Annotated in this window: 14 protein-coding genes; 12 read left to right on the top strand and 2 right to left on the bottom strand. The window is 59.5% G+C overall.

Features of this window, described 5'->3' with window-relative positions:
- The first annotated feature begins 38 nt into the window (after positions 1 to 38).
- The 8 genes from CTT34_RS08330 (at position 39) to CTT34_RS08295 (ending at position 8,411) form a co-directional block, all read left to right on the top strand.
- Positions 39 to 1,382: a paraquat-inducible protein A gene (locus CTT34_RS08330; protein WP_159343736.1), complete on the top strand. Its 1,344-nt coding sequence runs from the start codon at positions 39 to 41 to the stop codon at positions 1,380 to 1,382.
- A complete protein-coding gene (pqiB, locus tag CTT34_RS08325) occupies positions 1,375 to 3,057 on the top strand; it encodes an intermembrane transport protein PqiB (RefSeq protein ID WP_159342008.1) in 1,683 nt (560 codons plus the stop codon). Before CTT34_RS08330 ends, pqiB begins: the two co-directional genes overlap by 8 nt.
- 15 nt (positions 3,058 to 3,072) lie before the next feature.
- Complete coding sequence (locus CTT34_RS08320) at positions 3,073 to 3,660, top strand: PqiC family protein (protein ID WP_159342007.1); 588 nt, start codon at positions 3,073 to 3,075, stop codon at positions 3,658 to 3,660.
- A 271-nt stretch (positions 3,661 to 3,931) separates the two neighbouring features.
- Positions 3,932 to 5,185 (top strand): DEAD/DEAH box helicase, encoded by a 1,254-nt coding sequence (locus CTT34_RS08315; protein ID WP_159342006.1) that lies wholly within the window; start codon positions 3,932 to 3,934, stop codon positions 5,183 to 5,185.
- Positions 5,186 to 5,261: 76 nt separating this feature from the next.
- Positions 5,262 to 5,762: a hypothetical protein gene (locus CTT34_RS08310; RefSeq protein WP_159342005.1), complete on the top strand. Its 501-nt coding sequence runs from the start codon at positions 5,262 to 5,264 to the stop codon at positions 5,760 to 5,762.
- A 9-nt stretch (positions 5,763 to 5,771) separates the two neighbouring features.
- The gene (locus CTT34_RS08305) at positions 5,772 to 6,974 is read left to right on the top strand and encodes an MFS transporter (RefSeq protein ID WP_159342004.1); all 1,203 of its coding nucleotides are present in this window, start codon (positions 5,772 to 5,774) and stop codon (positions 6,972 to 6,974) included.
- A gap of 27 nt (positions 6,975 to 7,001) precedes the next feature.
- The gene (locus tag CTT34_RS08300; protein WP_159342003.1) at positions 7,002 to 8,072 is read left to right on the top strand and encodes an asparaginase; all 1,071 of its coding nucleotides are present in this window, start codon (positions 7,002 to 7,004) and stop codon (positions 8,070 to 8,072) included.
- Between the two features lie 99 nt (positions 8,073 to 8,171).
- Positions 8,172 to 8,411 (top strand): DUF2789 domain-containing protein, encoded by a 240-nt coding sequence (locus tag CTT34_RS08295; RefSeq protein ID WP_159342002.1) that lies wholly within the window; start codon positions 8,172 to 8,174, stop codon positions 8,409 to 8,411.
- A 30-nt stretch (positions 8,412 to 8,441) separates the two neighbouring features.
- On the opposite strand, the gene CTT34_RS08290 is transcribed toward CTT34_RS08295, so the two are convergent.
- Positions 8,442 to 8,858, bottom strand: a complete 417-nt coding sequence (locus CTT34_RS08290) for an SRPBCC family protein (protein WP_159342001.1) — start codon at positions 8,856 to 8,858, stop codon at positions 8,442 to 8,444.
- 192 nt (positions 8,859 to 9,050) lie between these two features.
- Between CTT34_RS08290 and queC the strand changes: the two genes are divergently transcribed.
- Genes queC through CTT34_RS08270 form a run of 4 tightly spaced genes read left to right on the top strand, consistent with a single transcriptional unit; the run spans position 9,051 to position 11,528 of the window.
- Positions 9,051 to 9,761: a 7-cyano-7-deazaguanine synthase QueC gene (gene queC / locus CTT34_RS08285; protein WP_159342000.1), complete on the top strand. Its 711-nt coding sequence runs from the start codon at positions 9,051 to 9,053 to the stop codon at positions 9,759 to 9,761.
- On the top strand, positions 9,761 to 10,423 hold the full coding sequence (gene queE / locus CTT34_RS08280; protein ID WP_159341999.1) for a 7-carboxy-7-deazaguanine synthase: 663 nt from the start codon (positions 9,761 to 9,763) through the stop codon (positions 10,421 to 10,423). The genes queC and queE overlap by 1 nt, the downstream gene beginning before the upstream one ends.
- Complete coding sequence (locus CTT34_RS08275; RefSeq protein WP_159341998.1) at positions 10,423 to 11,250, top strand: 6-carboxytetrahydropterin synthase; 828 nt, start codon at positions 10,423 to 10,425, stop codon at positions 11,248 to 11,250. Before queE ends, CTT34_RS08275 begins: the two co-directional genes overlap by 1 nt.
- On the top strand, positions 11,247 to 11,528 hold the full coding sequence (locus tag CTT34_RS08270; protein ID WP_159341997.1) for a YkgJ family cysteine cluster protein: 282 nt from the start codon (positions 11,247 to 11,249) through the stop codon (positions 11,526 to 11,528). The genes CTT34_RS08275 and CTT34_RS08270 overlap by 4 nt, the downstream gene beginning before the upstream one ends.
- Before the next feature lie 3 nt (positions 11,529 to 11,531).
- Here the strand turns inward: CTT34_RS08270 and CTT34_RS08265 are convergent, their stop codons facing one another.
- Positions 11,532 to 15,437: an ATP-binding protein gene (locus CTT34_RS08265; RefSeq protein WP_159341996.1), complete on the bottom strand. Its 3,906-nt coding sequence runs from the start codon at positions 15,435 to 15,437 to the stop codon at positions 11,532 to 11,534.
- Between the last annotated feature and the right edge of the window lie 27 nt (positions 15,438 to 15,464).

Below are 15,464 nucleotides of genomic sequence, written 5' to 3'. Positions count from 1 at the left end.
TATGCACAGAGAGTTTGCTGTTGCCCCATTACTCCTTTATGAAACGGCCATCGCTGCCGGTTAAGACGCCCGAGGTAGATTGTTTCCCGCCTGAGACCCGCACTCAGCGACGACGTCTGCGCGCTTGTCATGAGTGTGACTGGGTGTCTGCCCTGCCGCCGCTCAATTCGAGTGAGAAAGCCACTTGCCCGCGCTGCTCGCATGTATTGGTCAAGCGTCACCGCTATCCCGCCCAGCGCAGCATGGCGCTGGCGTTGGCCTCATTGATCGCACTGATGGTGGCGATCTCGTTTCCATTCGTCAGCTTCAGTGTCAGCGGAGTAGGCAATCGAATCGAACTGTCGCAAACCGCCACGACGCTCATCGAATTTCACCAACCCATCGTCGCCATCGCGGTGATGATGACGATCATCGTCTTGCCCGCCGTCTATCTGGTGGGGGTGGCATGGTTACAGTTTGGCCTTTTGCGGGCACGCCCCATGCCGTTTAGCCGCGACATCGCCCGCTCATTGGCTCACCTGAACCCGTGGATGATGGCGGATGTTTTCATCATTGGCGCATTGGTCAGTCTGATCAAAGTAGCGGGAATGGCGCAAATCGAGCTGGGCATTTCGTTTTGGGCGTTCTGTCTGTTTGGAATTTTGCTGTTGATGACGGTGCAGTCCATCGATGGCGATTGGATGTGGTTCTCCCTCGAAGGTGAGCCACTCGCCCCCGAGGGAACGCTAACTGGTACGACCGCTGCCAGCCAAGGCGTCACTGGCTGCCCCACCTGTGGTTTGATCAATCGCACCGAACACGGCAAGAAGCGCTGTTTGCGCTGCCATGAAAAACTGCATACGCGGTTGCCTCACAGCTTGCAGCGCACGTGGGCACTGCTGTTCGCTGCCACGGTCATGTATCTGCCGGCTAACCTGTACCCCATCATGACCACCACGAGCTTGGGTAACGCCACGCCGTCCACGATCATCGGCGGGGTGGTACAACTCATCCAAATGGGGTCATGGCCGGTGGCCGCTGTCATATTCGTGGCCAGCGTCATCGTTCCAGTGGGCAAACTGGTGGCCCTGGCTTGGCTCTGCCTGATGCTGAAACGCAGCAATGACCTCAATGCCCAGAGCCGCACCCGTCTTTACCGATTGACGGAATTCATTGGACGCTGGTCTATGGTTGACGTATTTGTCGTAGCCATTTTGGTTGCCCTCATTCGTGCCGGGTCGTTGATGTCGATTACGCCAGGGCCTGCTGCCCTTGCGTTTGGTGCAGTCGTCGTGCTCACGATGCTGGCGGCCATGACGTTCGACCCCCGTTTGATATGGGACACTCATACTCCACGCCCTCTTCGCCGTAAAACGGCCACCAAGGAACCTGTTGATGGCTAACGATTCAACGCCTCAGAACACACCTGACACCGACAATGGCGAATTACACAAAGCGAAATCCTCGCCACAAACGCGCCTATCCCCCATTTGGATCGTGCCGCTGGTCGCCGTCATCATCGGCCTATGGCTGGTGTACGATAATTACTCGAGTCGCGGCACGCTGGTCACACTTACCATGGAAAGTGCCGAAGGAATCGAAGCGGGCAGCACCCTCATCCGCAGTCGAAACGTGGAAATCGGTCGCGTGCAAAGCGTCCGTCTCTCCGACGACCTTTCGCATGCGGTCATGGTGGCGCGCATTCAGCCCGAAGCGGAAGCCATGTTGAGGGAAGATAGTCGCTTTTGGGTCGTCAAACCGCGTATTGGCCGTGAAGGCATCAGCGGCTTGGGCACGGTACTGTCGGGGGCGTACATTCAACTGGAACCCGGCCAATCCGACGAACCGAAACGCGAATTTGAAGTCAGCGATGTCCCTCCCGTTGCGCCCGCCGGTCAAGCAGGCCTGCAAATCAACCTGGTAAGCCAGCTGGGTAATTCGCTGCGCATTGGCGATCCGGTCTCTTATCAGGGCTACACGGTAGGTCGCGTCGAAGACACGCGCTTCGAGCCAGAAACCCGCACCATGCACCATCAAGTCTTCATCGAAGAGCCCTACGCCCAGCTCGTCACCGACAGTACCCGGTTTTGGACGGCCAGCGGCATCGACTTCCGCCTGGATGCCGATGGCGTGCGTGTGAACGTAGAGTCTCTCGAAGCGCTGCTTGGCGGCGGCGTCACCTTTGGCGTACCGGAAGACCTCCCCATGGGCAAGCCGGTTGAAGCCAATACGCGCTTTAACCTCTATGCCGACGAAGACACCGCCCGAGAAGGCACCTTCAATCGCTACCTGGAGTATGTCCTGCTGGTGGATGACACGGTGCGTGGCTTGTCTCGGGGCGCACCGGTGGAGTTTCGCGGCGTAAGAATCGGCACCGTGGCCGCCGTCCCCTGGAACTTCACGGCGCCGCAGCCGGATTCACGCGCGCGTTTCGCGATTCCAGTCCTGATTCGCATCGAGCCTCAGCGCCTGGGCATCGAAAATACCGATATCGATTTGGAGGAGTGGGATAACCGCTTCAAGCGCATGTTCGGCCTGGGCCTGCGCGCGTCGCTCAAAAACGGCAGCCTGCTGACAGGAGCACTGTTCGTCGATCTTAACTTCCAGCGCGATTTGGCCGACGAATACGTGGCAGAGAGGTTTGCCGATCGAACCGTTTTCCCAACGGTGGCCGGTGGGTTTGCACAGATACAGGCGCAGGTAACGAGCCTATTGGAAAAACTCAACGACCTCGAAGTGGAGCCACTGCTGGCGGGATTGGATCGTAACCTGCAAGCCTCTGAAAGCGTGCTCAACGAAGTGCGCGAGGTCAGCGCATCCATCAATCAGCTGCTGAACGATCCCGACACCCAAGCGATCGGCGGCAACCTGAACGGCACATTGGAAGAGCTGCGCAGCACGCTGGAAGGCGTATCGCCCTCTTCGCCGGCGTATCAGGAACTGACCGGCGCTATCGAGCGCTTGGACAGGCTGATGCGTGACCTTCAGCCGCTCACCCGAACGCTCAACGAGAACCCTCGGGCGCTGCTGTTCGACAATTTGGATACCCAGGACCCGATTCCTCGCGCTCCTCGCTAATTAAGGATGACCGTTATGCTACGTCGATTACCCTTGTTATGGCTGGCAGCTGCCATGAGCCTGCTCTTGTCCGCCTGTGCCAGCAGCGTCTCTCCGCCCACGCGCTACATGTTGCCTGCAAGCCCGGCAGTCAGCGCATCCAGCAGCGCCGAGGCGACGCTTCAAGTCAGCGCGCCCCGCCTCGCCCACTATTTAGACGTGGATGGCATCGTGATGCAGTTAGACGACATCACCTTGAATGAAGCCCGCGAACATCAGTGGGCAGAGAGCATCGGCCGCCAGCTAGAGCGTGCATTACGTGCTGAATTAGCTGACCAGCTCCCCAGCGTGCAAGTCGTGCGGGCAGAGGGAAGCCGTCCCGGTACCCTGACGCTCTCCATGGAAGTGGATCAATTCCAGGGTCGCTACGATGGCGTCGCCGTGGCCAGCGGCCAGTGGCAACTGCGCGATAGCGACGGCGAGATGCTCGCCCTCAAGAGCTTTACCGCTGAAACGACCCTCGACCAGGATGGCTACCCTGCCTTGGTGCGCTCTTTGGGAGAGAGCTGGCAGGCAGTGGCCGAGCAAATTGCCGACCAGCTGCGCCAAGGCGGCCACTTGTAATCCTCTAAGCATGATCGCTACGGGTAGCGCGTTGACGTGAGACTTTCGTGTTACACTCACGGCCACTAACGACGTCACTGTCAGCGCCACCCTGTCTCCCTCTTGTGACACCCTAAGGTATCACAAGTCGTTTTAACGCCCGTCGCGGCACAGCGTGCTATCTGTCAAACTTCGCTGCCGCGACGGTGTACTATCCTCGCTTTTTTGAACATGACGCCTAGCAGCGCCGCCCAGTTGGTGGCGCCGACTGCTATGCGACTGCGGAGAACGCATGAGCTTTTCTGATCTTGGTCTGCACGACGATTTACTGCGCGCGGTGAATGCGCAGGGCTACACACAGCCGACGCCTATTCAACAAAAGGCCATTCCCGTCGTTCTAGAAGGACGCGATCTTCTTGCCAGCGCGCAAACCGGTACGGGCAAAACGGCAGGCTTCACGCTGCCGATGCTACAGCGCCTGGCAAACGGCAAACGCCCGGGTAAACGCCAGGTGCGTGCACTCGTTCTTACCCCCACCCGTGAGCTGGCGGCTCAAGTGGGTGAGAGCGTTGCCGCTTACGGACAACACCTATCGCTGCGCTCTCACATTATTTTTGGCGGCGTCGGCCAACAGCCCCAAGTCGATGCCCTGCGGCATGGCCTGGATGTCCTGGTAGCGACCCCTGGCCGGCTGCTCGACCTGCACCAGCAAGGGCATGTCGACCTGGCCGCCGTTGAGATTCTGGTTTTGGATGAAGCCGACCGCATGCTCGACATGGGGTTCATTCACGATATCAAGCGACTGCTGCGTCTAGTGCCCAAGCAGCGGCAGAACCTGCTGTTTTCGGCCACGTTCTCCAACGAGATCCAGACCCTGGCCAAACAACTGCTCAACGACCCTGCGCTGATTGAAGTCGCCCCGCGTAACACCACAGCAGAAAAGATCGAACAGGCTATCTACCGTGTGGACCGTGATAAGAAACGCGACTTGTTGGCGCATCTGATTCTGCGGCACAACTGGTTCCAAGTACTGGTATTCACACGCACCAAGCATGGCGCTAACCGGCTAGCCGAGCAGCTCTCGAAACAGGACATACCGGCCATGGCGATCCATGGCAACAAAAGCCAAGGCGCACGCACCCGAGCGCTGGGCGCGTTCAAGAGCGGCGACCTGCAGGTGCTAGTGGCCACCGATATTGCCGCGCGTGGCCTGGACATCAACGAACTGCCCCACGTGGTGAATTTCGACCTACCCAATGTGGCTGAAGATTACGTTCACCGCATTGGCCGTACGGGTCGCGCGGGCAGCAATGGTGAAGCCGTCTCGTTGGTATGCGTCGATGAGCATGGCTTGCTCAAAAACATCGAGCGACTGATCAATCAGACGCTGCCCAAGCACATCGAACCTGGCTTCGAACCTGACCCGAATGCCAAACCAGAGCCCATCGAAAATGGCCGCCGCGGCCAGCGTTCCCCGCGCCAGCGCAAGCCGGAAGGACAGGCAGCCAACGCCGGTGGCGAGCGCCGTCGTCGTAGCCGCCGCTAGCCCGAATGCCCGGAATATGCGAAGGTAGCGCCTCGTCTATTCCGGCGTTTTTGCTGAATTAATTCATGGAGTGACTATGGCGTCTTCACAACTCATGGCCGATTACCGCCAATGGCTGACCTTTCAGCGTCAGGAGCAACTCAGCCGCGAGCATCAGGGCATTGCGCAACGCCTAGAGGACGCCCGCGCCTCGGCCAATCAAGTCGTCCAGGCATATCGCAGCATGGCCGAAAAAGCGTCCACCGAAGGGGCCTGCTACCGTACGCTCTTTCTTCGTGAGCGCGACAATGCGTCTTTGCCCTGTGAAGGCTGGCTGTTCGTGCGCCGCGTCTTGAGCGAAGGCAACAGCACCCGTGTACGCGTCACTCTGCTGGAAACCTTTACCCTGGAAGAGGGCATCATTGCCCCAGGGGATAAGCCCGCTAGCAAATTGACGCTCGAGATTTACGACAAGCTCGATATCAACAAGGGCATGCGAACTCAAGTACGTGTCGACTGCCTGGACACCCCTCAAGACTTCCACTTCATTACCTTGCTCGACGCGGTCCGCGGCGACCTTCGCCCTCACCTGAAATAAGCTCGCGTCATGGTCTCACGCCACGCTTGTCGCTTCATTGTGCTGATGTTCATGGTAGGGCTCAATTTACGCCCTGCCATGTCATCGGTAGCCCCGCTACTCAATCGGCTGCAAGAGAACGCGGGGCTGTCTGCTTCTGCGGCTGGAGTATTGACCACCCTTCCCGTGCTGTTTTTGGGCTTGACGGCCCCACTGGCTCCCATGATCGGGCGCCGCATTGGAAGCGAACGTGCGCTAAGTGCTGCCCTGCTGCTGCTGGCCACCGGCTTATGGGTGCGAGTGTTACCGTTTCCAGGATTGCTCTACGTCGGTACCGCCATGGCTGGCAGTGCCATCGGGCTGGCTGGCACGCTGTTGCCCGCCCTGGTCAAGCGCGAGCTTCCCGCCAGTGCCGACCTGCTGACGGGCCTATATACCATGGCGCTCTGCTTGGGTGGTGCTCTAGGTGCTGGGCTCAGCGTCCCTTTCATGCAGTGGCTGGGGGACTGGCAAGCCAGTCTCGTGAGCTGGGCACTCTTGGCGCTCACCACGCTCATCGTGTGGATGCGCTATGCGCCTGCCCCAAACAACGCAAGCGTTCTTCAACGGCCCGCTGTGCAGCCTCTTAGTGCATTACTTAAGCAGCCACTAACGTGGCAGGTGATGCTCTTCATGGGCATCCAATCTTCCATGGCCTATATCGTTTTTGGCTGGCTACCGACGCTGCTCATCGCGCGGGGTTACACTGAGGCCACCGCAGGCTGGACGATGGCCGTTTCCATCATGTGCCAACTGATCTCCGCGTTGAGCGCCCCCTGGTTCGCACGCTTATACCGAGATCAGCGACCGGCGCTCTTACTGGTCTTGCTATGCACTGCACTGGGGCTTGTCTTCCTGCTGGCGGCCCCCTTGGGCTGGCGTTGGCCTGGCGCTGTCCTGCTTGGGCTCGGGCAAGGTGGAAGCTTTAGCCTTGCGTTAAGCTTGTTGGTGCTGCGTACCGCCAACGAGCGTTTGGCAGGCCAACTCTCCGGTCTGGTGCAAGGAGGTGGTTATACGCTGGCCGCCCTGGGCCCCTTCGGCGTCGGTTTGCTGCTGCAAGCTGGCGCCAGCACGCAGCATATCGCTTGGCTGCTGCTCGGCCTGATTGGCATTTGCTGTGGCTTTGCGCTCTTGGCCGGACGCCAGCGGCAACTCGACGACCACAGTGGCCAACTGCAGGTCCACCACCGATAACCCTTTTAGCTCTCACAGGATACAGCGATGAGCCAAGCTCCTCTCCTTGCCGACACGCCCCATAGCCATGAGCGGCTGCTGATCATTTACACCGGCGGCACGATAGGCATGCAGCCCCAGGCCAACGGCTTAGCACCGGCCGGGGATTTTGCTGAACGCTTGGCCAAGGCGTTAAGCCAGCTTCCGTTGCGGGATCAGCCGCTGCTCCCAGCGTACGACATCATCAGCTATGCACCGCTGATCGACTCCAGCGCAGCAACGCCCCTAACATGGCAGCAGCTGGCCACCGACATCGCCGAGCGCTTCGATCAATATCGCGGTTTCGTCGTGATCCATGGAACCGACACGTTGAGCTGGACTGCCGCCAGCCTGGCGTATCAACTACAGGGCTTGGATCGTCCCGTCGTCTTGACGGGAGCGATGGCGCCGCTCGAAGCACCCAACAGCGACGCCTTGGACAACCTCTATGGCGCGTTGCGGTTTGCCGCCCATCCAGCGCTACAGGAAGTGGCCATTTATTTTGCCAACCGGTTATTGCGGGGCACGCGTGCCATCAAGCAGCACAGTGAAGCCGCAGATGCCTTCACCTCACCGAACTATCCCTACTTGGGAGAGCGCATTGGAGACGATTTCATTCTGTTTCCAAGCCGTGGATTAGCGTATCAGCAGCGCGGTGCGCCGCGTTTCGAACGAGTGGATTATCGGCCCGTGGCCCAGGGCGAGGTGGTCCGCATTACTCTTTGGCCAGGAATGGCCGCTTGGCAGTTGGACGCATGGCTTAGCCACCCAAGCATCAAAGGAGCCCTGTTACAGCTCTGGGGAGCGGGCAATCTGCCTGACGACCCCGCCCTGCTTGCCGTCATTGCCAAAGCGAGCGGTGAAGGCAAGCTGATCGCTGCCATCAGCCAATGCTCACAGGGGCGGGTGCACATGGGTGCTTACGCGGCGGGAGACGGCCTAACCGACGCAGGAGTGCTCTCAGGCGATGACATGACGCCCGAGGCCGCCTACACCAAGCTGGTCCACCTCATCGCTCAACCCATTTCTCTCGAGGACCGGCGGCGGCGCTTTTTGATGCCACTTGTGGGCGAGCGATAACGCAGCACCCGCTCCTGGACTGGCGTACTGGCTGATAACCGCTATGGTTAAACAACACATTTAACATGTATTGACCACCGACGGGATAGGACGCCATCTATGGATCAGCCGGTACATCACTTTAGTGAACTGTTCGAGCAGCTTGGCTTACGTTCGGATGCGGATTCCATCGAGCGCTTCATTCAGCGCCATTCTCCGCTCCCCAAAGAGATGCCGCTGGCAGACGCTCCCTGCTGGAACGAGGGTCAAGCGGATTTTCTCAGAGAGGCCGTACAGGAAGACGCCGATTGGGCGGAAGTGGTCGACCACCTCGATGCCTCCATGCACAAAACGACTTGACCGAAGAAGCGCCGCTCTGAAGAGCGGCACTTAGCCATTCAGGCGCGCCTCGACCCGTTCGAGAATTTGTCGGCTTACTTTGCCCACCAAGGGTTTTGCGGCTTTATTGACGGCTTTTTCCATCAGACGATTACGAATGTCGTAATGCAACGTCAAGGCCACCTCCGTGCCTTCGGGCACGGCGCGAAGCTGGTAACGCCCTTGATTTTTGACGCCTTCCAACGACTCCCAAGCCAGCACGTGGGGCGGCTGAATCTCGGTGACCGCAACTTCGAACGCCCAATCCATTCCCACCGCGCGAACGTGCCAGCGGTAGCGATTCTCCCCTAGACTATCGATGGAGCGGATGAGATCCGAGTAATCGGCAAAATCTTCGACTCGGCGCAGAAGATCGAACACTCGCTCCGGGGAGGCTTTAACGATTTCACTATGTTCTATCGTGGCCATACGTGTCTTCCTAACGGCTTGGACGATTAGCTTAACATGGCAAACCGCTCCCACACACCGAATGAAACGTCAGCCGGTGCTGGTCAGATTCCTTGCTATTGCGTAAACTGCCGCCCTTCCGGACCGGACCCCGGAACACTGTCTTGCCAACCTGGCAAGGACGCATAAATTCTCCGACAATGAGCATTTCGTATGTCCCCTACCGCTTCATCTGACGCTAACGCGTCAGCCACCGTCGTGATTTACTCCGGCGGTATGGACTCCTTCACGGTCTTGCACCGCGCCATTCGTGAAGGGCTGACGGTCCACGCACTCTCCTTCGATTATGGTCAGCGCCACCGCCGAGAACTCGACACCGCTCGCCAAGTATGCGGCTCTCTAGGTATCCCTCACCAAGTCGTCGATATTCGCGCAATCCATGGGTTGATCGATAATTCGGCGCTGACCAACAGCGCCATCGACATGCCTACCGGCGACTATGACGCGAACAATCTGAGCGCGACGGTGGTGCCTAATCGCAATATGATTTTGCTGTCATTGGCCATCGCCAAAGCGGTCAACATTGGCGCCGAACGCGTGGATTACGGCGCGCACGGTGGCGACCACATCCTTTACCCAGACTGTCGCCCCGAGTTCGTCGATGCCATGAACCACGTCGCAGGCATTGCCAACTTTGAGCCGGTGGCACTGCATGCCCCATACTTGCACGCTCGGAAAGAGGACATCCTGCGTGATGGTTTAGCCATGGGCTTGGACTATCGCCAGACATGGACCTGCTATGAAGGCCGCGAGCTTGCCTGCGGCCAGTGCGGCAGCTGCCGTGAGCGGTTAGCCGCCTTCGCAGCCAACCAGAGTGTCGACCCTCTCGACTATGCCATCGACACGGCACAAGGTGGCCGCTGATGTATCACGTCAAAGAGGCTTTCTACACTCTGCAAGGGGAAGGCGCCCAGGCAGGACGCGCCAGCGTCTTCTGTCGCTTTGCGGGCTGCAACCTGTGGTCAGGACGAGAGGCGGATCGCGAAAGCGCCAAATGCACCTTTTGCGATACCGACTTCATCGGCACGAACGGCATCAACGGCGGTCGGTTCGATACCGCTCAAGCGCTGGCCGACCACATCGCAGCGCTGTGGCCACAAGGAGCCAGCCATGCCGTGCCGTATGTGGTATTTACCGGTGGCGAACCGCTGTTACAGCTCGATAGCGATCTGATTGCCGCGCTACACAGCAAAGGCTTTGAAGTGGCAGTCGAAACCAATGGCACGGTGCCCGCCCTTGAAGGTATCGATTGGCTCTGCGTGAGTCCTAAGGGCAACAACCCGCTTGCGATCACCCAGGGCGATGAGCTGAAACTGGTCTACCCCCAATCCGATGCACCACCGGAACGATTCGCTCACCTCGCCTTTCGCCACTTTTTCTTACAGCCGATGGATCTCAGTGCCGTGGCGATAAAGCACATTGCCACCGATGGCGCAGAGACGGTGAACGCCACGACGGCCTATTGCATGGCCCACCCTCAGTGGCGATTGTCACTACAAACGCACAAAATCGCAGGATTCGAGTAATGGCACTATTCGTTAACCATCTGACCCACATCGACGTTTCCCTCTGGTGCCCCACGAAGGGTCTGGTTGGCTGTAGCTGGCAGGTAGATGCCCAGCTCGAGGGGGAATTGGGTGAAGATGGTATGCTATTTGATTTCGGTGAAGTGAAGCCGTGGATCAAACGTACTTTGGACGGCGGTCTGGATCACACGCTGCTGGTGCCCACTCAGGCGCCAGGGGTGGAGGTCAGTGAGTGCGAAGAGGGCCTCTGCCTTCGTACCACCACGCCTTATGCCATGGAGGTTCGCGGGCCAAAAGAAGCCTTTACGCTCCTCCCCTGGGAATCGATCACGCTACAGCGCGTGACCCTTCATCTCAGCGATCAACTCACCGAGCAGCGGCCAGTCAATGTGGAGCGCGTCACGCTGCTACTCAGCGATGAACACATTGATGGTGCGGCCTACGGCTACAGCCATGGGCTGAAGCGCCATGCTGGGAACTGCCAGCGAATTGCACATGGGCACCGCTCCCGCTTACATATTTTCCAGGAGCAGCAGAGACAGCCGCAGCTTGAGCAGACATGGAGCGCGTGGCTAGACAATCGGTATCTGCTGGAAGAGGCGGATATTGCCGAGCTGAATGACACGCGGTTGACCTGCCGATATGAGGCGGCCCAAGGACGCTTCTCGATCACCCTGCCCGCCGAGCGCTGCAGCGTGCTCCCCAAACCGACCACGGTTGAAAACATCGCCCAGTGGCTAGCTGACCAAATTGCCCAGCAAACGGCCACAGCAACCACCGTCCACGCGTTCGAAGGCATCGACAAAGGTGCCACGGCACACGCATGAGCGACTTGATCACCAGCGACACGTCAGGGGGCTGCCGAGCAGGCTGCGGCGCTTGCTGCATCGCGCCGTCCATCAGCTCCCCTATTCCAGGTATGCCTAACGGCAAACCTGCAGGCGTGCGCTGTGTCCAGCTCGATGCCAACAACTTGTGCAAACTGTTTGGCAGCCCGCAGCGCCCCCGGGTGTGCGGGCAGTTCGATTACGACCCGTTGGTGTGTGGCGAGCACCGCGATGAGGCGCTCGCCACGCTGACGTGGCTAGAAGAGAGCACGCGCTAACGCTCAAACCTCGCTTTCGACACTCAATGAGTGAGGTAAACGGCGGTCCAGCAGGCTCACCCAGCGGACCAAGACCGGCGCATCACTGTGGCTCACCTCGCTCAACAGCCGACGGAAGGCCTCTTTGGCCGCCTGATCGTTAGGCGCAATACGGGTTAGCCAAAGCTCCAGAGCCGCCAGCTCCTGATGGCGATTACCATGTTCCCGTGACTGGACGATCGCCATCTCGGCCAACGCCCTCACTTCACTGGCGGGATGCCCTAACAAATCACGTACTCTCGCCAATTGAGTCGCCAGCTCGGGTAAAAAGAGCGTGGTGCGCTCGCGGGCTATGACCAGACACTGATCCAGATACTCCTCGGCAGCCTTTAGTTCGCCCAGTTCGATACAGGCGTCCGAGTACCATAGTACAGGGCGCTGGAAGCGGTCTCGCCCGTTTAACTCGGCCATTTGATCCAGGCTGTCTCTCAACTGCACCAGCCCTGCGTGATCCCCTGCCATGGCCTTCTGCCAACCCAGCACGCCCTGGGCAGAAATTTGCCAAAGCTGTAGATCCGGGGTGCCGGTCATGGCGGCAGCACGCTCGGCGTGACGCGCCGCGAGATGCACGTGCCCCAACTGACGATACAGGGCAGCGGCAAACATCAGCGCCATGGCCAGCGTGCCCGGATGACCGATTTTCTCGGCCAGCCTAATGGCCGACGATACGTGTCGCTCGGCGCGCTGGTAGTCGCCACGCAAACAGAGCGCCCAGCCCTGGAAACAGGCCGCCGTGACCTGCGGATGATCCGAGAACGGCAGCCATTCGATCATCATTTGTGCATTGAGCGGATCGATCTCATCCAGATGATCGTGAGCCTGCTGAATGCGCCCGGCCCAGTACTCACAGTGCGCTCGCGCGTAGTCAGCCAAGCGACGATAGCGAGGGTCTTCCAGGCGCTCGGCGATGTCCGCCAGCGTGGACGCGAGGGCAAAAGCATCCGCGTGGGCGCACCGCTGGCTCCGGCCGACCCATAGCCCCCACTTCACGAGGAAAATTTGCTCCAAATCTTCCGGGTCGTCCAGGGTGTCACCTCCGGACTGACGCAAAAGCTCCCGCGCGCGCACGAAGCTCTCGTGAGCGGTGGGCGAACCGTGGCCTTCCAGCGCAAAAGCCGCTTGGCCTCGCACAGTCAGCAAGCTGACTTCGCGCTCTACCTCATGTTCGACATGGCGCAGGCTCGCCAAACCGAAGTCGGCCATTCGCAGCGCTGTACGATTGGCACTCACTTTCAGAGCCTCACGGGCAGACAGCTCGAAATAGCGCGCCCCCCGGGCGTAATGACCGCTGCGGCGTAGGTGCGTCGCGAAATCGCCAGGATGGCGGCTGATCCACACCGGGAAACGCTCTTCGATCAAGGTGACGACCTGCTGGTGCAACTTCACCCGCACGTCTCGTGGACAGGAGAGGTACGCCGCTTCTTGCAGAAGCTGATGGCTGAACTGGTACTCATGCTCACCACTCTCTTTGTCCACTGGCTCGATGATCTCCAAAAGGCGCATATGCTCCACCGCCTGGGAGAGCCGCGTCTTGTCCCATCCGCTACACTCGGCCAAGAAATCCAGACGGAAGCGCTTGCCCAGCACGGCAGCGATATGGGCGATCTCGCGATCTCCTTCCAACTGATCGATACGGCTGGCCAGTAGACCCAGCAACCCTTTCGGCAACTCATCGAACTGCACGCTGCGCCCTTCGCGGCGATCCATGTCTAGACGGCGACAAATCTCCTGCATATAGAGCGGCACACCGTCGCATCGCTCGATGATTTGGTTGCGCAAACGGGGGCTCAAATGCATTCGATACCGGCGGGAGAGTTGCGACAGCAGTCGCGACGACTGCAGCGCATCGAGTTTACCCAAGGTAATTTGCTGATCCCAATGCAGCTTCACCGGCAGCGATTCACGACCATGATGGCTCGCGACCAGCATGAATGCAGTATTGATGGGCAGACGCGCTTGTAACCCGGCAAGGACTTTGAAGGAGGGCTCGTCAAGCCACTGCAAATCATCGACCATCAAGACGAGGGTTTGGGTGCCTGCGCGCTGGTCGATCAGACGGTGCAGCAGTTTCACGACCAGCTCTACCGCTTCTCCGTTTTGTGTGAGCTGGGTAATTTCCTGAACGTCTCTAACGCCCAGCGCCTCTTCTAACAGCTGCTGTCGCGCATCGTCCAATGGCGTCTCGCCCAGCGATGACTGCAACTGATGCAGCGCTGCCAGCGTCGGCGTCGTATCGAGATGCCAAGCCAAGAGCGTGCGCGCGACGCCATACGGCTCTAACACCGATAGGCGTGTGGTGGGCTGCCAGCAGATGGCGGCATCGCGACTCAGTTCGAGCTGACGAAACCCCACCATCAACGCCGATTTCCCCATCCCAGACGCCCCGCGTACCAAAACACTTTGGCGTAAACCAATGCCGGCCCTTGCCAGGGCATCCCGCAGGGTACGCAGCGACGTTTCGCGGCCGACCAGACTCGGCGGCAGCGCGTCACGGCCACCCTCGTTCTGACCCAACACCAGTGCGCGCAAGCGAACGCGACCGTCGCTGGCCACTAGCCGCGAGACCAAGCGCGGCTGCAGATCCAGAGCGGGGGGCATGTGCTGGCTGGCTTCTTGCGAAATCACCAGTTCACTGCCTTCGGCAGCGCTCATCAATTCAAGCGATACCTGGGTGACTTGGCCCAGCGGGTCTGCCAACTGGCGCTCGGGCAGATAAACTACGCGGCCACTGTTGAGCCCCGCCGCCAGTTCAAAGGAGGGAGCCTCGCCGTCGCCGCTCCAGTGGCGCTGGGTTTCCTGGGGGAGCGCTTGGCGACAATGTTCGTAAAGCGCGACCAGTTCGGCGAGCTGGTGTGCTGGGCCATGCGTACCAAAGCATGCCAAGCCCAAGCCGCCGGTCGCCCCTGGAAGCCAGAAACCGCCCAAATGGTGGCATTGCTGTTCCAGCCAGCGCATCAGCTCTAGTTGAAGCACAAGACAGTTGCGGGTAGCGGCGCGATCTTGCCAATCCCCATTCAAACGCAAACGAATCGCCATGACCGATAGCTGGCGCAGCTCGATTTCATCTTCACGCAGCGGCTTGCTATCGGCGGCCAACGCGCGAGAAAAGGCCCCTTGGGGTGACATGGCGCGCGGGTCGTGGTGGCCGTCTGACCAGTAGCTCGCCAGCTGCAAAAAGCTGGGTTCCGGCTGCTGACCCGACAGCGCCAACAGCTGTAAATAGCTGTTGTACTGTTCGTGAGCGGCGGCCATTTGGTTCTTTTCTGCCAGTTGACGCACCAGCCGCTCATGGAAAGGCCCGTACCCTGAAAAGCGACTGACCAGCCCTTCCAGCATGCCGTCCGGCGTTTCATCATGGGTCTCCAGCACCTGCTCAGCAAAGCGGATCACCCGCTGGCGCCACTCGTTGCGCACCTGAACGAGCCAGCGTTGGAATTCACTGCAGCTGGCGAGTTGAAGCTCTTCGATGAGATCGCCTTGGTAGCAGGCCATGACGTCTTCGAGAGTGTCTAGATCCTTGGGGCCTTCCAGTAGCTGCTGCAGATCATGTAGATCGACCTGCCAGTGGGCCGGTAGGTGAAACGCAATCGTCTGACGAGAGACATTCAGCACTTGGTCGGCGTTGTCACCCATGGACTGGCGCAGGCAGTGCAAGGCGTGGCGCAAGTTGGTGCGCCCCGACGATAGCCCCTGGTCTGGCCAAAGCAACTCCGCCAGCGCTGCCCGATTGACCGGCTGGCGATGCAACAGCAGATACACCAACAGGGCTTTCACTTTGTCGTAACTGAAATGAGTGAGTACGTCCTCCCCCTGCGTTAAGGAGAAGTGACCAAACAAGGTCAGTTGATCTGTCTGTTGAGCATCGCGCATGGAATACATCCTGCCTGGCTAGCGGCG

Origin of the sequence: Halomonas meridiana (assembly GCF_009846525.1) — a bacterium.
Taxonomy (GTDB): Bacteria; Pseudomonadota; Gammaproteobacteria; order Pseudomonadales; family Halomonadaceae; genus Vreelandella.
The sequence above is the reverse complement of the archived record's forward strand: the minus strand, read 5'-3'. Positions and strand labels throughout refer to the sequence as shown.